The sequence below is a fragment of the Ruegeria conchae genome (genome assembly GCF_000192475.1).
Taxonomy (GTDB): Bacteria; Pseudomonadota; Alphaproteobacteria; order Rhodobacterales; family Rhodobacteraceae; genus Ruegeria; species Ruegeria conchae.
In genome coordinates, this window is record NZ_AEYW01000001.1 from 153,267 (window position 1) to 172,337 (window position 19,071).

Below are 19,071 nucleotides of genomic sequence, written 5' to 3' on the forward strand. Positions count from 1 at the left end.
TGCGTCCAAGCAAGCTTCACCGCTACAGACATTTTACCCGCCGACCTATCCAGATGCTCTCGATGTAGAGTACGGGCCAGACCGGAGTAAAGATCCAATAGGCCTGAAGGCTACGTGACCAAATAGGCGCTAACGCGTTTGAACACTTCGCGAATACACTGTCCATCTTCGGATCACTATATCGCCTTGCGACCGGCCACGTGACTTGTTGTCCAGATCTCAGGCCGTGCCTCAGCCTGCCAACAGATAGGGGATTTTCCTTGTTGAAGCACAGTGCTGACAAATCGGCTGCGCGTCGGCTTCCAATTTTCCTTTTCAAGCAGAAGATAGTTCGCGAAGTCCGCTTTGGGCTGGAAGAGGTAGCTCGCGGCCCAAAGGAGACATTCAACCGCTATCGGTAATGCTGCGGCGCGGCCCGTCAAACCTGCCATTCACCGCGGGAGAGAAATCGCAAGACAGGCAAACTCACAAAATGCGTACCTTCCTGCGCTTCGAAACTCGGACGCTAACAGGTCGAACAAATGATTTCGCCCACAGCCCATCGCAGTGACATAATTCTCTTGCTTTACAGGAGCCATTAACACACCGTTTAGGCCGCATCGCGATACAGCAATGCGGCCGTCGAAGCTGCTGTTTTCATAGTCACAAGAAGCTTGTGCGACTTTACACTACGCGATCTGGTTGTGATCAATCACATCAAAGGAAAATTCATCAACCGTAAACATAGTATCACCGCTTGCGGCCAACTCCACCGCGTCAAAACTCGTGCGGCCCAACGAACCTTGGAAATCACCGTCGGCGGCGTCCGCGATCAGCGTACCCACAAGCTCTCCGTCATCGTAGAACGCAACCTCCACTTCGCCGTTTCCATGACTTTCGTCGAAGCTAAACATGAACTCCACCGCCTCAAGATCCGCGTCCTCCAACGCGATCATCAAGCTTTCATCACCGTCGACTGACCTGGCTTCGCGTCCGAAGATCGGATCGTCGAAGGAATAGACACCTATCGCGCCATGCTTGGTGGCGACAAACTCGAAATTGGTCGGGTCAATCGCATCCACCTTAATACCAACATCCGAAAATTTGAGACTTTTGCGCACGGGACCAAGCCGGTCGACATCCACAACTTCGCCATCGATGCTCTCGAATGCTAAGGTTCTGAACCACCCATCTGCCTCGAACTCGACCGCCAGTGTCTGTGTGTCGGGCAGAAACAGGCTAGTCAGCATCGGGTCATGATCCGACGCTCGCGCGCTGGTTGCAGCAAATTCCGAATTGACATGGATAATGTCCACCAATGCGCCGGCATACAATCCCTCGGAGACCAGAATATGGTCTAACGATTGGCTGTTTCCCTGAAACTCGAAGGTATAGCGCTCGTCTTCCGGGATATCGTTTGTCAGGTTTACAAGGCTGGTGTTGTTTTCAAGATCGGCCACAGGTGAGACAAATTCGAATTCGTTGAAGTCACCCAATACAACCGCATTGGCCTCAGCACCAAGACCATTGACGAAGTCCTGCACCGCCTGACTCTGAGCCTGACGTTCATCCAGACTGCCATTCACTGTAACGTCCTCTTGACGTGCGGCAAAATCCTGTTCGGCCCCCAGAATGGGCGCGGATCCGCCTTTGGAGGAGAAGTGGTTGTTGACCACCGTCACCGTCTCGCCGTTGAAGACGAAATCAGCGACCAGCGGCAGGCGTGCGCCTTCGAACGCTTCGCCGGGACCTTGCCCACCGATGGTTTGCACCGATCCTTCAACCAGCGTGACACGCTCGGGATTGTACAGGAAAGCCGTGCGGATATTGCCGCCGGGCTGACCGCCCGATGTTCCGTCGCCGATGAAGGTATTGTCGATCACCTCATAGGCCGGACCACCTGCGGCAACGATGGCCGCGGCCAGCTCCGCAAGGGTCTCCGCTGCCGAAACGGTTCCGTCATCGACCGAGCCGGAATTGTCCTGCACCTCTTGCAGGCCAATGATGTCGGGGCTGCCCAGGTTGTTGGTGATCTGCGCGGCAATGGCGTCGAACCGCCCATCGGCCACATCCTGATCACCGTCGTCATCATTTGGATCGAGGTTAAGCACATTGTACGTCGCAATTGTCAGTTCATTGGCCGAACCGGCAATGTCGGTCGATTCCGGTTCCAATCCGGCGGATTGAATGTTCGGGGTAAAATCCTCGGTCGGCAGGATTTCGAAGTTTCCGAAACTGTACCCAACCACGCCTGTGACGTCGCCGAGAAGATCACCAACGTTTACCGTTGGGAAGTCAAAGTCGAAAATCCCGCTGTCTTCGTCGATCTGGATTTTTTCGGGGTTAAAGTCATCCGGCGAGATATTCAGCGTGCCGCGCTCGGAAAGACCCGTGGCACCGCTGCCCTGATCGGTAACGGCAAAAATCTCGCCAAACCGGCTGGTTCCGCTGACGGCTTGCAGATCGGTCGCCGTCACGCGCATGCCTTCGAGGCTTTCGAAGAAGTCGATGCCGTCCTGAATGGGTTCGAATGAGGCAAAAGCATCATCGTCGATGCTCTGGTTCGGAACTGCCCGTTCACCCGGATCATTGCCGATCATAACTGCATCTGGCAGGATATTGCCTGAAGACTGGACTTCAAGATCGAACACATTCGTCAGCTGCGTACTCGACAGGTTTCCGCTGCCTGTACCGCCAGGGAAAAACTCAGCAACTGTTCCACCCACTGAAACTGCGTCTCCGACAGAGACAGTCGGGCTGGAACCAGTGAACACGAATATCGCGTCTGAGGTGGCATCATCACCGTCACCATCCGGGTCCTGCAAGTAAAACCCGTTGGAATCCACCGCTGTAACAATACCGCTGGTCGAAACCAAGTCGCCAAAAACGTTCGATGTGCCGGCGGGGAGGGTCTCATAAAACTCGGCAACGGTCTGCCCTTCGGCCAGAACAAAATCAGACACATGACCCGCACCCTGGATCTCGTAGATTGCAACGATTTCGATGTCGCTGGCCGAGACAGACACTTCCACGATTGGGGCGAGGATGCCTTCATATGCCGGGTCATCGGATGTGACAGAATGCTGTATTTCCGCGATCTCGGCCGCCTCTGGCAAATCGTCATCAACCGCGGTCACTGCAACTTGCTGCGGCTGATCAAAATTTGTCGCATCAAATACAAGCTCGGCCGGTACGACATCCAGATCAGCGCCCACCGCGATGGTGATTGTGACCGGTTGCGTAGGTGCGACAGACAATGTGACTTCGTATGTATCCGCCATGCCACCTTCATCGGTGGCAAGGTCCAAATCGTTGATTATAACTGAGGGCGACGATGTGGCATCAGTGACAGTGAAACTCGCCGGTTCGATATCGTCGATCCGTGAATTATCGGTCACCCAGTTTGCCGCGTTGTTGATAGCTGCCTGTAGCTCTGCCTTGTTGCCTGTAAGCGGACCATTATAGGCTCCGTTGTCGGTCTCGGGAATAGCCACAGCGCTGGTGCACACAGTCAGACCCGCGGGCAGGGCCGAAGTGTTTGAAGAAGTTGCGTCATCTTCATAACCAGTGCCGTTGAAATGAACAGACGCAACAAAAGACGGCGCGGTCTCGGTCCCCTGATAGGCATGTATCTGATCCCCGCTTGCAGAGAAGGATGGCCCCGAGAAAGCTGGATTTATTACGGTTCCCGCCGCGATATTTGCAGGTGCCGTCCAGATAAAAACACCCTCTGTACTGCGAAAACCGCCCGCTGCGAGCCAGCCATTGTCAGTAAATCTGATCTCAGTCCCGGCTTCGATGTCAGTCAGGGCAACGAAAGTGAACTCATCAGGGTTGTCAGAATTGAAACCGGTAAACGCAATATCGCCAGCAGCTAAAACGGTCGTCATGTCAGTACCTCTTTATAGATAAGAAAAAAGGCAGCGGCCTACGAGAGACTCGCCGTAACACAACCCAAGGTAGCGTACGCTAGAGGAATTAGTTAAAAAGTTGTGTACAATCGAACAATACGGCGGAGCTTTGCCGCTAGATGTTCGTCAGGCCGTTGCTCACATAAGCAACTGGTGAAAATCGCAATGTTTGAGCAGTTCTAAGTGCAGTCAGTACTTTGTTGGAGTTCATTTTTTATCTGCCAAGAATAGACCATCAACATGGCTGCGACCTAAGTGCCGGCTTTTAACCAAGTTTCGCGCATTGATTGCTATAGAAATGAAAATAGTAGCCCAAACCAGACACTCAAATGTGCCAAACGGCCCCAACCGGACCCGCAGCCCGTTGACTCCATGCTGCGGCGCGGCCCGTCGAACCTGCCGTTCGCTGCGAGCGCAAAATCAAAGGCTGCCTGAACATTCGACATGCGGACCTTGCGGCCATCCGCATTTTTGGCCCGGTGGGCCGCTCGCAACCCAAAGATGATATACAACAGCGATGTTTGAGTATTCTGGGAAGTTTAACACATCTCCTATTTAGGACACTTTTTTCGCAAATAGAGCGGCTTTCTTTATGACTCTGCGGATCTTCCCAAGGCCACACCATACCAGCATCGCCCGAAGCGCATTGAATACTGTCTGCAAAGAAACTCTGTGACTTCTATCTTATGCCCAGTAAACTCCGGTGTTGTGTGTGTTTCATTAGTTGGTGCGGGAGCTGCGAACGCAGGTGGGTGGAAAGAGGACATCGGAAGAGACGGGAAGTTCAGCGTCGTCGTCTGCACAAAGTTCGGGGCTCAGCGCGGATGATCAGCAGGCGCGGTTCGAAGCTACTGCGCGGGTTATGCAGGCGATTTCTGAGACCAAGGATGACATCCAACCAGTATGCGACTTGATTTTAACGCTGGCAAAAGATCTCTGCGATGCCATTTTTGCTGGTCTGGTTCTCGGGCAAGAAGGGGATGCGCGTCAGCAACTGATTGCCAGCGTCAATCTGCACCCGGATATTCAGCAGCTGTGGCTCGACGGCAAATACACGATGGAGCCAGGCAACTCCATCGTGACGGACACTATTCTCAGCGGTAAGACCAGGCGTGTTGTCGACATGGGCGACACCGATTTCCACAAATCGGGCGATGAGCGCTTTAAACTCATTGTCGAAACGCATGGGTGCAGAAGCAATCTGTTTGTTCCTTTGAAAGTGGGTGGCAGTGCAATCGGATGCCTGATGCTGGCACGGGATGAGGTGCGACCGTACTCCGACGATCAGGTCCAGCTGGTTGAAACTTTCGCCGCGCAGGCGGTCATTGCAATTGAAAATGTTCGCCAGTTTAGCAAGTTGCAGGTCCGTCTGGCTCGTGAAGGGGCAACGCGCGATGTGCTGGAGACGATCAGTCGATCTCGGGAAGATGAAGCGCCAGTCTTTCAGACGATCCTGGAAAACACGGCCCGGCTTTGCGAAACAGATGTAGCCACGTTGAGCCTGCTAAATGAGGCAGGAACTCATTTGGAATACGCGGCCCATTTTGGTGATCAATTGGCTACGTACAAGGTCGGCGTGGATCGCTGGTCTTTGGAGTCAAATTTACAAATTGCCGAGTCCGTGCGGCAATCGCGCGTTATTCACAACGTCGATTTGCGCGAGACAGACCACTACATCAATGGGGATCCTTGGCGCCGGCAACTGGTTGATGAGGAAGGTGTCCGTTCGTTTCTAACGGTTCCTTTGATGTCGGCAAATGGTGATCCCGTCGGTGTCATTGGGATTTACCGGCGTGAAGTGCGGCCATTTACTGAAGATGAAATCTCTTTGGTCGAGGGCTTTGCGGCGCAGGCTGTGATCGCAATAGATAACACCCGTCAAATGAAGGAACTGCACACTCAGTTAGAACGCCAAACGGCGACGCAGGAGGTTCTGAGTGTTATCAGCAAAAGCCGGGACAACGATGCGCGCGTCTTTGAAGCGGTGCTGCAGCAGGCCACGGAAATCTGTGACGCGGATCAGGCGGCACTGGTTTTGGTCAACGCTGCAGGAACCCATATTCAATTGGCCGGTGCATGGGGGCACGATAGAACCGACGTCGAATTGGGAGAAGAGTGGCCTCTTGATGGTTCAGTCACGGCGGCGGCGGCGATACGAAATTGCAAGGTTGTACGCGTCGAGGACATCGCCGACACTGAGTTCTACCGCTCGGGTGATCCTACTGCTGTTACAATGGTTGAGGTCGAAGGCATCAGGTCACGGGTTGTTGTGCCATTGATGCAGGGGGAACAGGCGATTGGTGCGATCGCAGTCAGCCGCCGCGAAGTCCGTCCGTTTTCTGATCCCGACGTGCAATTCATTGAAGAGTTCGCCAAACACGCAGTCATAGCGATAGAAAATACGCGCCAATTTCGAGAGGTTCAGGAACGACTTGAGCGCGAAAAAGCATCGCGAGAAATCCTCGAAGTCATAAGCCGTAGCCGCGACGACGAAAGGCCGGTTTTCCAAAGCATTCTCGAAAACTCCAGCCGTCTGTGCAAAGCGCCACTCGCCTTCTTGTGTATCGCTGATCACGAACGCGAGATCGCAACGATCCCAGCCAATATTGGTGCGAGAATCGATTTTGACGAAGCGCTCAAAAATTTTATGGAGCCACTTACACGCACTGAATTGATTGCGATCAAACCAATGATTGATGGCGAGGTCATTCGCCAGGACGATATCGCGGACGATCCCCTTTACCTCAGGGATCGTGACCCGAAACGGGTTCAGATGGTTGAGATTGAAGGAGCCCGCTCGGTTCTGGCGGTTCCGTTGATGAAGGATGGCACCGGTCTAGGGGTGATCGTACTCTATCGCCGTGAAGTTGCGCCATTCTCAGACGACGACGTGGCACTGGTCCAAACCTTCGCGGCTCAAGCCGTTATCGCAATGGAAAACGTCCGACAGTTTCGCGAAGTTCAGGATCGCACAGCGGAAGTTACGCAGGCTTTGGAATACCAGACCTCTACATCCGAAGTGCTGCGGGTTATTTCGGCGTCACCAAATGAGTTGGCGCCTGTTCTCGATGCCATCCTCAAAGAAGCGTCGCGCATCTGCGAATTGCAGGATGCCTATGTTGCAATGTTGAACCCCGACGATCAGCTTTTTCATGTTCTTGCAATACTTACGCAGGACACGACCTTTGCGGAATATGTCAAAGCGCATCCTATTTCGCCTGATGAAAGCGGTGTAAGCGGGCGTGCCATACTGTCGAAACGCACCATCTATATCGAAGATGTCGAAACCGAGACGTCTTATACTTGGATGGAGGATAGCGGCGTCGGGGAATATCGGTCCGTGCTCGGGGTCCCGTTGGTCAAAAATGGCGAGGTTGTGGGTGTAATTTCGGTCGGGTCAACCGAGGTTTTGGGATTTTCCACCAAGCAGATTCAGTTGTTAGAAACCTTCGCCGACCAAGCGATTATCGCCATTACAAATGCCAACCTGTTCCGGGAAGTGGAAGAACGCACTGCCGAGGTCGTGCAGTCACTAGAATACCAGACTGCCACGTCAGAGGTTTTAGATGTCATCTCTCGTTCGCCTAACGATCTTCCACGGGTGCTAGATGCAATCCTGGAAGTTTCCTCACGCATCTGCGACCCAGAATATGCATTCTTTGCAATGCGGGATGCTGACGATGGGTTGTACCGTGTGGCCATGTCCCACAACGTGAGTGATGCGTTTCTTGACTATTTGTCAGACAACCCAATTGCCCCAGAGGAAGGCTCGTGCATCGGCCGCACGGCCCTTCACGGCAAGACTGTTTACATAAAAGATACAAGTAAGGATCCATCTTACACATGGAAGGTGGCGGCGGAGATCGGTGATTACCTTACCACCCTCGGCGTCCCCTTAGTCAGCGAAGGCGTGACCGTTGGTGTTATCGTCATGGCGCACCGGAAGCCCGGGGCGTTTAGCGAAAAACAGGTCAACCTGTTAGAGACATTCGCCTCCCAGGCTGTGATCGCCATCAACAACACCCGGTTGTTCAAAGAAGTGCAGGCCCGTACAGCAGAAGTTGAAGAAGCGCTCGACTATCAAACAGCCACGTCTGAAGTGCTGGGAGTGATCTCGCGCTCACCAAATGAACTCGATCCCGTACTCAAAGCTATTTTGCAAGTGGCGGTTCGCATCTGCAAACCCGAGGCGTCTTACGTCGCACTACTGAATGAAGAAACCGGAGTATACGACATTGCTGCGACCCATAATTCCGCCGCAGCTCATTACGACGTCATAACCCGTCAGGTGCTTGTTCCAGACAAGGGTACGACCACGGGTCGCGCCGCGCTGACAGGCAAAACGGTGTATATTGAAGATTTTGAGCACGACCCGGACTATGCTTGGAAAGAAGAAGCACTGGGTGCCGGATTTCGTTCGGCTTTAGGGGTCCCACTGGTAAAGGATGGGGTCACGCTCGGCGTGATTTCACTTGCTCATTCGAAAATTGGGGCGTTCTCGGACAAGCAGATAGCTTTAGTTGAAACGTTCGCCTCGCAAGCGGTGATTGCGCTTGGAAATGCGCACCTTTTCGACGAGGTGACAGCCCGAACTGAGGAAGTTGAGGAATCCTTAGAGTACCAGAAAGCCACAAGCGAGGTGCTCGAAGTTATTTCCCGATCTCCTGATGCATTGGAGCCTGTACTGGAGGCGTTGCTGGCCGTTTCGTCTCGCATTTGTCGCCTGCAGGATGCCTTCGTGGCGCTTAAGGCACCCGAAGATGGGAAGTACCATTATTTTGCCGGGCACAATTTGTCGGGCAAATTCGCGGATTTTTTAAAGGCGCATCCTTTTGAGCCCGGGGAAACATCGGCCACGGCACGTGCGCTTCTGCATGAACGGGCCGACTATGTTGAAGATACGCAAGCTGACCCTAATTACGATCCGCTGCTCAAATCCAATCTCGAGGGCTATCGATCCGTCCTTTCCGTGCCACTGATCCGCGATGGTGTCACAATCGGTGTCATCAGCATGGGCAGCCGAATAACTGCGGCTTTCGACGAGAAGCAAATCAAGCAGATGGAGACATTTGCGTCACAGGCAATCATCGCTATTCAGAACTCGCAGCTTTTTGATGACACGCAAACCGCGCTTGCCCGCCAAACCGCCAGTGCAGATGTGCTGCGGGTAATTTCTGAATCCCCAACCGATACCAAACCCGTGTTCGAGAAGATTGTTGGACTGGCGACGACGCTGATAGATTGCGACCTGGCAATTGCTATTCAAGCCAACAAAACCGAAATTTGGCAGGTTGCTGTCGCAACGCCAGAAGGTGTGGAAAAAGTCGAGTGGACGGATCGGCTTCCGATTGACCCCGAAGACAACCTGCCGTCCTGGGCAATCAAAAGCGGCAAGACGCTACACATGCCAAATTGGCGCTACGATGAACTACCGCGGCGCGACAAGAAGATATTTCGCGAGAAGGGCTTTAAATCGTTTTTGATGGTGCCCTTGATGCGTGGAAAAGACTGTTTCGGCAACTTGGTCTTTATTCGAAAGACGTCCAAGGTTTTTACCAAAGACGAAGTGTCCATTGCCGAGTCATTTGCCGCTCAGGCCATAATCGCGCTGGAAAATGTACGCCTGTTCAATGAAACTCAGTCTTCCTTGGCCCGGCAGACTGCGAGTGCTGATGTATTGCGGGTGATCAGCCAATCGCCCACGGATACAACGCCTGTTTTTGAGGTGATCGTAGATTCCGCGACACGGCTCGTTTCGTGCGACATGGCCGGTGCGGCGTTGTCGGATGAGAGTTTCTGGTGGCAAGTGGCTTTGGCCTCGCCCAACGGGCTGATACGTGATTTCGGAAGAACTCGGCACCCGCTGGATACGCAAGACAATTTTCTGTCGTCGGTATTGCTGTCTGGAAAAACCATGCATGTGCATGACTTGTCGTCGGGTGACTTGCCGCGGTTGGCAAAGAAGCTTCACGAAGAAAGCGGGTTTGAAGCTTTCCTTGGCGTGCCATTGATGCGCGGAGGCAAATGTCTGGGCGGCCTCTATTTCATCAGAAAATCAAAAACACCCTTCTCGGATGACGATATTGCAATGGCCGAGTCCTTTGCCGATCAATCTGTTATTGCGATCGAGAACGTACGCCTTTTCCGCGAAGCTGAAGAAGCGCGCGAGGCTGCTGAAACTGCCAACGAAGCAAAAAGCGCATTCCTGGCCACCATGTCACATGAGATTCGCACGCCCATGAACGCGGTGATCGGGATGAGCGGCCTGTTGATGGACACAGAGTTGGATGCAGAGCAAAGCGACTATGCAAACACCATCCGCGATAGTGGTGACGCGCTGTTGGGTATCATCAACGAGATCCTTGACTTCTCGAAAATTGAAGCCGGGCAGATGGATATCGAAAATCATCCGTTCGACCTGCGCGAATGCATAGAAAGCGCTCTCGACTTAGTCAGCGGCAAAGCCGCTGAGAAACAACTCGATTTAGCCTATGAATTCGATGACGCGCTACCACTGGCGATTAGTGCGGATCTGACCAGATTGCGGCAAATTCTGCTGAACCTGCTTTCTAACGCAGTGAAGTTCACCGAAAGCGGCGAAGTGGTTCTGTCTGTTGAACAATCCGCCAAGGTAAAGGGATCGCTCGAACTAACGTTCAAAGTCCGAGACACTGGAATCGGCCTATCCCAAAAGGGCATGAGCCGATTATTTCAGTCTTTCAGTCAGGCAGATAGTTCAACGACCAGAAAATATGGCGGCACTGGTCTGGGTCTTGCGATCTCGAAACGCCTAGCAGAACTCATGGGCGGGACCATGTGGGCTGAAAGCGATGGCGAGGGGAGCGGTTCCACCTTTGTTTTCAAGATCCAGGCCAAACCTGCAAAGCCAGTTAAATCGTCTTCTCGCAGTCTTGTTGGTGTTCAGCCTGAACTCGAAGGCAAGCGAATTTTGATGGTGGATGACAATGCCACCAATCGTAAAATCCTTTCTCTGCAAACCGAGAAATGGGGCACGCAGACAACGACGTATGGATCTCCGTCAGAGGCGCTGAGCATACTTGAAGAAGGCGTCGAGTTCGATTTGGCCATTCTCGACATGCATATGCCTGACATGAATGGAGAAGAGCTCGCAAAAAGGGTTCGCGCCAAGAAACCGGGCTTGCCACTCATCCTTTTCAGTTCACTTGGCCCGCGCGATATAGACCTTGAGGATGGGCTCTTCACCGCCAACCTTGCCAAACCTCTGCGCCAATCCCACCTGTTCGATACCCTGGTCACATTGTTCGCGACTGAAAAGGTGCGCGTAGAGCCGTCCAAACCTCAGGGCAAACCACAAACAGATCCGGATATGGCCACACGACATCCACTGCGGATTTTGCTGGCTGAGGATAATTTGGTGAACCAGAAACTTGCGCTGCGACTGCTGGAACAGATGGGCTATCGCGCTGATTTGGCCAGCAATGGTGTTGAAGCGGTCGAAAGCGTCAACCGGCAAACATATGATGTCGTTTTCATGGATGTGCAAATGCCCGAGATGGACGGGCTTGAAGCATCTCGTCGTATCAATAAAGCGCATCCGGATGGCAGTCGTCCTCGTATAGTCGCGATGACCGCGAACGCCATGCAGGGCGACCGTGAGATGTGCCTGAAAGCAGGGATGGACGACTACATCACTAAACCGATCCGCGTATCGGTCCTAATTGAAGCCCTGTTAAATTCCCCCAGAATAAGAAGGTGATCCATGACAGACAGCCCGATTGATCATGAAATCTTCATGGAGCTTAAAGACGCTACAGGCGAAGATTTTGCAGCCGAGCTTGTGAACACCTTTCTCGACGAAGCGCCTGGCATGATTGACGAGTTGAAAGCGGCTGCGGTCGCGGCTGATGCCGACCGATACCGCCGTGCTGCGCACTCCATTAAGTCGAATGCCAATACCTTTGGGGCGATTGCTCTCGCCGAACGGGCCAGGAAAATCGAGCTCGGAGAGCTGCCTGAAGCCGGGGACCTTACAGACGCGACGGCGCTGGAAACCGACCTTACCATTGCTGCAGCTGCTTTACGGAGCCTGATTGATGTCTGACGCCCCGGGTCATTTGCTCATCGTTGATGACAACAAGGTGAACCGCTTGCTTTTGTCGCGCAGCGTAGAGCTTTTGGGTCACCAGGCATCGGTCGCGGAAAACGGCCGGGTCGCAATGGAGATGTTGTCTAACCAGCCGTTTGATTTGCTTCTGCTGGATATCGAAATGCCTGAAATGGACGGCTTTCAGGTTCTCGAAGCCATCAAATCAGACACCGACCTGCGTGATTTGCCGGTGATCGTGACGTCATCTGTTGAGGGGCTCGACAATGTCGTGCGCTGTATCGAATTGGGTGCGGAAGACTACCTGCCAAAACCGGTCAATAAGACACTTCTTGGTGCGCGCGTCTCCAGCGGCCTTGAAAAGAAAAGACTCAGGGACGAGCAGAAACGTCTGCTAGAGCGCTTTGCAACAACGGAGGTTGCACAAGACCTGCAAGAGTCTGGCTTTGCGATAGGTGGCAAGCGTGCCAATGCTTCGGTCCTCTTCTGTGACATTCGCGGTTTCACGACCTTGTCTGAAAATCTCGCACCAGAGGAAACAATTGACCTGCTCAACACGTTCTACACGTTGATGTTCGAGGCTGTTTCCAGCAATGGCGGAATTGTCAGCCTGATGCTGGGTGACGGTTTGATGGCTCTTTTTGGAGTTCCGCAACCACTGCCCAATACTGCGCAAAGTGCAGTGGCGGCAGGGCATGAAATGCACAACATGATCGAGATGTTAAATCTTGAAAGGCGCTCAGAAGCGAAAAGTGACCTGAAAATCGGCGTCGGAATAGCGACTGGCGAAGTCGTCGCCGGCTATGCCGGTACGGACAATCGAGCGACGTATACTTGCATAGGATCGACCGTAAACCTTGCTGCTCGCCTCGAGGCAGAAACTCAGAAAACCGGAAGCCGTATATTGATTGATCAAGAAACCTTCGATCTGTTGGAAGGGGCAAATGTGTTGGAGACATTTGGTAGAACAATGATCAAGGGTTTCTCCGATCCGTTCGATATCCATGCGCTATGACCATTCATGCAACCTGGCAAGCGCATCTACACCGGGTGTAGTTGCGCTTGTGGCTTTGCTTTTCGCCCGATGATTTTCATATGTGGCTCATTGATTGGAGACTAGATATTGTCAAACTTTGCAAAGTCCGCTTTCTGCGTATTGCTGCAATTGGGGCATCGCGCAGCATCGGCCAAAGTGGGCTCTATGCCGCCATCGGAGCGACCGCGGCATCCTGCCGTTCGGGCCGTCTTGAACCGATGAGGAGCGGCCCAAAAGAGACATTCGCCACTCGCCTAAATTTCTGGGGTCGCAGGCCGCTTTGCGGCCATTCGCCGCGATAGCGAAATCTCGAGGTCCGTGAATGGGAGAGGCACGGGACAAAGCTGCCGTATGCTTCGGGTGAAATGAAGGGAACTTCATCGCCGAAGGCGTTCGAACTTTTTTGGGCGGCGGGAAAATTAATTATCCATCTCTAATTGCAGTGGCCGTCAGCGATATTCGCTCCAAGTTAGAAGAGCCATACTCCACTACGTCAGAGCACGGTTTGCCTCTCCTGAGCTGTAATTTATTGGTAGTCTAAAACGAGCATCCAAACTAATGGAGCCAGCTAGGTAGAACGTTGCTGTCCCTCTTGTCCGCCTGATGGACAAAAGTATTTTGTGGCATGCTTATTACCATGAATTGGGGAAGCAATATCTTCGGGAGAAGATTAGTATGATCACCGCGCTAAGCTACATCGGTATTCGTTCCAACAAGTCAGACGATTGGCGGCAGTTCGCTGGCAATATGCTGGGCATGCAGGTTTTGGATCGCGGGGGTCGCAATACGGCGTTTCGGATGGATGATCAGCACCAGCGGTTGATCATATCAGACGAGCCCGGCGATACCCTGGCCTACATCGGATGGGAGGTTGGCGAGAAGTCTGACCTGGAAAGGCTTGCCACTAAACTGGAGGCGGCGGGACACAATGTGACCCCGGGGGATCGCGGACTGGCCGATCGCCGCTATGTGGCTGAAATCATTACATGTGTCGATCCTGCCGGGAATCGGCTTGAGTTCGTCTGGAAGCCGGAGAAAACAACCGATCCCTTTATCCCGGGTCGACCTATCGAGGGATTCAAGACCGGCCCATATGGCATGGGGCACGCTGTTTTGCACGTGTCCAACGCCGAAGCGCTTGTACCTTTTTACCGCGACGTACTTGGCTTTCATTTAAGCGATTATGGGTTGCGGCCCATTCCTCTCTATTTCTTTCATGTCAACGGCCGGCATCATAGTTTTGCAATCGTCGGGTCGGGGCAGGCGGGGTTTCATCACTTCATGGTGGAATACGACAATCTAGACGACGTGGGTCAGGGGTATGATCTGGCTCAGAATGGTCTTGCCGAAATCGCCTATACATTGGGGCGGCACACAAATGATTACATGACAAGCTTTTATGCCCATACGCCGTCGGGCTTTTTCGTGGAAAGCGGTTGGGGCGGGAGGATCATCGACCCATCCACCTGGGAAGCATGTGAAACAAATGTCGGGCCCAGCTTTTGGGGCCACGAACGGCTGTACCTGAACGAACAGGAGCGCGCCGCCTTTCGGGATAAGCGATTGGCAACCGCAGCCGCGGGGCACCGGGCACCTAGCGTTGTGAATTGCCCGTGGCTCTACGGACAAGTCCCCGAGGTCTGAACGATGTATGACGTTGCGATTATCGGGTTCGGTCCTACCGGAGCGACACTTGCCAACCTCCTGACCAAAAGCGGTGTTTCGGTTGTGGTTCTGGACCGCGAGGCCCAGATGTACCATCTGCCCCGCGCCGTGCACTTCGATGACGAAGTGATGCGCGTTTTCCAAACCGTCGGGATAGCTGACGCGCTTTATAAGCTGGTGCACATCAACCCGGGCATGAAGTTCGTCGATGAAAACAATGAGTTGCTGCTGGACTGGCCAAGACCACAGAGCGTTACCAAACATGGGTGGCACGCAAGCTACAGGTTGCATCAGCCTGATCTCGAAACGCTGTTGAGAGCCGAACTGGCGCGTTCCCCGAGGGCCACCACGCTGGAACTTCACAACGTAATAAATCTTGAACCCACAGGGAATGGCGTAGAGTTAACCGCACTGGATAAGACAAACGACTGCAAGTCCACCTTTGAAGCTCGATACGTTGTTGGCTGCGACGGGGCCAATTCGTCCGTGCGCCGCTGGATCGGCGGCGAAATGGAAGATCTGGGGTTTGAAGAACGCTGGCTGGTCGTCGATTTGCGTCTCAAACGTCCAATGCCAGAGCTTGGCGATCATTCCATTCAATTCTGCAACCCGGACCGACCGATGACTTATTGCCGGGCCCCCGGTATTCGCCGCCGCTGGGAAATCATGGTTTTGGACGGTGAAACCGACGCCGAAATAATGGAACATTCGCGTCTCTGGGATCTGCTATCACGGTGGATTACGCCTGACGATGCCGAGATTGAGCGCAGTGCTGTCTATACGTTCCGTTCACAGGTCGCGAAAATCTGGCGAAAGGGACCGGTTGTGATTGCCGGAGATGCCGCCCACCTGACGCCACCCTTCATGGGCCAAGGAATGTGCACCGGCATTCGAGACGCCGCGAATTTGGCATGGAAGCTCGTCAAAGCACTCAATGGCGGCGATGAAGAGATGCTCTTTGACAGCTATCAGGATGAACGACAGCCCCACGCACACAGCTATATTGAAACTGCGGTTCGTCTGGGCGGCCTGATCAACTCGCTTGATCGGGAAAGTGCCTTGAAACTTGCGGACGGTTCGCGTTCAGGTGCCATGCGATCTATTGCGCCCAAGCTTGGTCAGAGCGCACTGATGCAGGTGCAGACAAACAACCCTTATGTCGGGCGTCCCTTTCCCCAAGTGCATCTTGATACCGACGGACAGAGGCTGGACGATGCTGTTGGACACAAGCACCTTCTTGTCAGCCGCGCCTCATTGCCGGAATGCAGCGATGATGCTGTCGCACTGAATGCGCGCGATCATCCCCAGCTGGACGCCGTGCTGACCGATATTGGAACAAATGCCGTCTGGGTGCGACCCGACCGGTACGTCGCGGCTGTCGCGGAAACCCTTCTGGAACTTCCAGAACAAGCCCTGTCCCTATTTAAGCCGAAAAAAAGAAAGATAGATATGAAACTGGCATCACTTAAATCCAGTGGTCGTGATGGATCACTTGTCGTCGTGTCAAAAGACCTGACCAGAATGGCATCTGCGGCATCAGTTGCGCAAACGTTGCAGCAAGCGATCGAAACCTGGGAAAGTTCAGCCAGCGCGCTGAAAAAGATCTCGGAGTTGGTCGAACAAAATGAGATCGAGACTATGGCCTATGACGTGGACCAATTGGCCAGTCCGTTGCCGAGATCGTATCAATGGGCCGACGGAAGTGCATATCTCAGCCATATGCGCCTGGTACGCAAAGCCCGCGGGGCTGACATGCCCCCCGGAGCTGAGACGGATCCACTGATGTATCAGGGGGGCGGTGACTATTTTTTGGCACCGACCGATGACATTCCCTGCATTGACGTGGACTGGGGACTGGATTTTGAGGGCGAGATTGCCGTGGTTACCGATGACGTGCCTATCGGATGTTCTACCGAGGCGGCGGTTGGCCATATCAAACTGATCATGCTGTGCAATGATGTCTCGTTGCGCAATGTTATGAAACCTGAACTGGTCAAGGGGTTTGGCTTTTACCAGTCGAAACCTGCAAGTGCGTTTTCGCCTGTTTGCGTAACTCCGGATGAACTGGGTGAATACTGGACCGGAGCAAAAGTTACTCTGCCGCTCGAAACCGTTTACAACGGCAGAACCTTTGGCAGGGTGCCAGCTGGCAATGACCTGAATTTTGATTTCGCCCAGTTGATTGCGCATGCCGCAAAGACCAGAGAATTGCGCGCAGGCACTATCATCGGATCGGGCACGGTGTCGAACACTGATCACGAACGTGTCGGGTCGTCATGTCTGGCCGAAAAGCGGATGATCGAAATCATTGCTGATGGCAGGGCGGAGACGCGATTCATGGAGCCTGGAGACACCGTCAGATTCGAGATGCACGACCCATCAGGGCAGTCAGTTTTTGGGGCTATTGACCAAAAGGTCGTCGCCGCCTGAGAATGTGCAATAGGACGGTCTGAAGGATGAGGATGGTGGCAGACAACCAACCCAACATTCGTGCCTTGCTACGCGGTCTGGACTTGTTGCGGTTCGTGAACAGTCAGGGTTCGGCAAAGCCTGCCGAAATCGCTACCGCGATTGGCGTGCCGAGACCAACTGTCTATCGGTTGCTCCACACTCTTGAGGAAGCAGGGTACATTCTGATGTCGGCGTCCGACACTCGGGTCAGAGTTTCGCCGCGCGCCTCCGGCTTGGGCGACAACTATGCTGCGCACTCGCACATTTGCCGCGTCGCGGCCCCGGGCATTGCGGAATTCACCGATGTGCATTCATGGCCGCTTGATTTTTCGGTTTATCGAGATCTGCACATGGTCATCGAAGAAACAACGCACTGGCGCAGCCCGTTCTCGATTGATCGGAACATGGCCGGACTGTCCCTGCCGATACTAAGGTCTTCGGCCGGGCGTGCCTTTTTGGCCTTTCTGGAAGACAAGGAAAGAAGCATCATTCTGGACCTGCTGCGCAACAATAACGACCCCGAGGACGAGCGGTTTTTGCTGGAAAGCTGGATCGCCTCGCGTCTGGTTCAATATCGCAAACAAGGATACGCTACGCGCAGTGCACGCACTTTTCGACCCGACACATCCAGTTTGGCGGTTCCAATCATCTGTGAGGATCGCGTTCTGGGATGCCTGTCGATCATTTGGATCGCCAGTGCGTTTTCCATGACAGAAGCAATCAACCGTTATGCGAGCCCGATGAAGGAATTGGCCAATCAGATCGCGGCGCAGATGGTAAAAGGTGCACCTGTCCGCCAAGCGGACAAAAAGATCTAAAGCACAGTAAGCAATTCCTCGGAAGCGGTAGGTTTAGGAAAAACCGGGAGGAATCATGAAACATCTCATCAGATCAACGGTGCTGAGCTTTGGAATTTCGTTGACCGTCGGCGCAGCTTGGGCTGCGGATACTGTTCTTACAATCTCATCATGGGCGCCGCCAACGCATGGCATGAACGCCAAGCTATGGCCTGAATTCACGAAAATGCTCGAAGAAGCCTCAGATGGTCGTGTGAGCGCAGAGGTGAAATACGGATTGGGTGCGCCGCCAGCGCAGTTCGACCTTATTCTCGACGGGGTGGCCGATGTCACGTGGATTTTTCACGGCTACAATCCCGGGCGCTTTGTGGCATCCAAAATTATCGAGCTGCCTGGCTACGAAGGCAACGCCGAGGCCGCATCGGTGGCTTATTGGCGGGCATACGAAGAGTATCTTGCCACGGCAAACGAGCATGACGGGGTAAAGGTTCTCGCCATGATGACCCACGGTCCCGGCATCCTGCATTCCGAAACCAAGGTGACATCGCTGGATGATATCTCTGGCATGAAGTTGCGACTTGGTGGCGGGGTTTCTGGGGACGTGGGCGCAGCGCTCGGTGCCACCGGTATCCGTGTGCCAGCACCGAAAGTTTATGAAACATTGGCGTCCAAGGCGGCCGACGGTGTCATGATGCCCATGGAAGCCCGCGCGGGCTTCAAGCTGTTTGAAGTTGCCCCGCACAGTTATTCTGTACCTGGCGGGTTCTATCGCGGCTCGTTTGCAATCGTGATGAACCAGGACAAATACGACAGCTTGTCAGATGAAGATCGTGCTGCTTTGGATACAATAGCAGGCGAAGCGCTTTCTCAGGTGGCCGGGCGCATGTGGGACGAGATTGACCAGATCGGCATCGAAACCATTGACGGCAACGAGGGCAATTCCTGGACGGAAGCCAGCGAAGCTGACGTCGCAGCCTGGAACGAAATGACGGGTCAAATCATCGAAAGCGTTCTGGCCGAGGTGTCTGACAAGGGAATTGACGCGGCGACGGTGCAAGCCTTTATTGCCGAGCAGATGACAGGCAACTGAACCACAATAAGAAACTCTGCGGGCCCTGGCTTAGGGACCGCAATTTTGCGAGGCAG

The 19,071-nt window shown here is 53.7% G+C and carries 8 protein-coding genes; 7 read left to right on the plus strand and 1 reads right to left on the minus strand.

Annotated features, from left to right (window positions below; translation table 11 throughout):
- Nucleotides 1-668: 668 nt before the first annotated feature.
- On the minus strand, nucleotides 669-3,869 hold the full coding sequence (locus G7G_RS23615; protein ID WP_010437411.1) for an endonuclease/exonuclease/phosphatase family protein: 3,201 nt from the start codon (nucleotides 3,867-3,869) through the stop codon (nucleotides 669-671).
- A 769-nt stretch (nucleotides 3,870-4,638) separates the two neighbouring features.
- On the opposite strand from G7G_RS23615, the gene G7G_RS22625 reads away from it, so the two are divergent.
- The 7 genes from G7G_RS22625 (at nucleotide 4,639) to G7G_RS0100940 (ending at nucleotide 19,015) form a co-directional block, all read left to right on the plus strand.
- The gene (locus G7G_RS22625; protein WP_139056582.1) at nucleotides 4,639-11,628 is read left to right on the plus strand and encodes a GAF domain-containing protein; all 6,990 of its coding nucleotides are present in this window, start codon (nucleotides 4,639-4,641) and stop codon (nucleotides 11,626-11,628) included.
- Nucleotides 11,629-11,631: 3 nt separating this feature from the next.
- Complete coding sequence (locus tag G7G_RS0100910) at nucleotides 11,632-11,973, plus strand: Hpt domain-containing protein (RefSeq protein WP_010437415.1); 342 nt, start codon at nucleotides 11,632-11,634, stop codon at nucleotides 11,971-11,973.
- Nucleotides 11,966-12,991, plus strand: coding sequence for an adenylate/guanylate cyclase domain-containing protein (locus G7G_RS0100915; protein WP_010437418.1), 1,026 nt, complete (start codon nucleotides 11,966-11,968; stop codon nucleotides 12,989-12,991). The genes G7G_RS0100910 and G7G_RS0100915 overlap by 8 nt, the downstream gene beginning before the upstream one ends.
- Nucleotides 12,992-13,687: 696 nt before the next feature.
- Nucleotides 13,688-14,656: a VOC family protein gene (locus tag G7G_RS0100920; protein ID WP_010437420.1), complete on the plus strand. Its 969-nt coding sequence runs from the start codon at nucleotides 13,688-13,690 to the stop codon at nucleotides 14,654-14,656.
- 3 nt (nucleotides 14,657-14,659) lie between these two features.
- Nucleotides 14,660-17,107, plus strand: a complete 2,448-nt coding sequence (locus G7G_RS24605; protein WP_010437421.1) for a bifunctional 3-(3-hydroxy-phenyl)propionate/3-hydroxycinnamic acid hydroxylase — start codon at nucleotides 14,660-14,662, stop codon at nucleotides 17,105-17,107.
- Between the two features lie 32 nt (nucleotides 17,108-17,139).
- On the plus strand, nucleotides 17,140-17,946 hold the full coding sequence (locus G7G_RS0100935; protein ID WP_010437422.1) for a DNA-binding transcriptional regulator: 807 nt from the start codon (nucleotides 17,140-17,142) through the stop codon (nucleotides 17,944-17,946).
- 55 nt (nucleotides 17,947-18,001) lie between these two features.
- Nucleotides 18,002-19,015 carry a TRAP transporter substrate-binding protein gene (locus tag G7G_RS0100940; RefSeq protein ID WP_010437423.1) on the plus strand — a complete coding sequence of 338 codons (1,014 nt, stop codon included), beginning with the start codon at nucleotides 18,002-18,004 and terminating at the stop codon, nucleotides 19,013-19,015.
- Nucleotides 19,016-19,071: the final 56 nt, after the last annotated feature.

Excerpts from the sequence above, each read along its gene's own strand:
- G7G_RS23615 (WP_010437411.1), bottom strand. The coding sequence starts at position 3,869 with ATGACGACCGTTTTAGCTGCTGGCGATATTGCGTTTACCGGTTTCAAT.
- G7G_RS0100910 (WP_010437415.1), top strand. The coding sequence starts at position 11,632 with ATGACAGACAGCCCGATTGATCATGAAATCTTCATGGAGCTTAAAGAC.
- G7G_RS0100915 (WP_010437418.1), top strand. The coding sequence starts at position 11,966 with ATGTCTGACGCCCCGGGTCATTTGCTCATCGTTGATGACAACAAGGTG.
- G7G_RS0100920 (WP_010437420.1), top strand. The coding sequence starts at position 13,688 with ATGATCACCGCGCTAAGCTACATCGGTATTCGTTCCAACAAGTCAGAC.
- G7G_RS24605 (WP_010437421.1), top strand. The coding sequence starts at position 14,660 with ATGTATGACGTTGCGATTATCGGGTTCGGTCCTACCGGAGCGACACTT.
- G7G_RS0100935 (WP_010437422.1), top strand. The coding sequence starts at position 17,140 with ATGGTGGCAGACAACCAACCCAACATTCGTGCCTTGCTACGCGGTCTG.
- G7G_RS0100940 (WP_010437423.1), top strand. The coding sequence starts at position 18,002 with ATGAAACATCTCATCAGATCAACGGTGCTGAGCTTTGGAATTTCGTTG.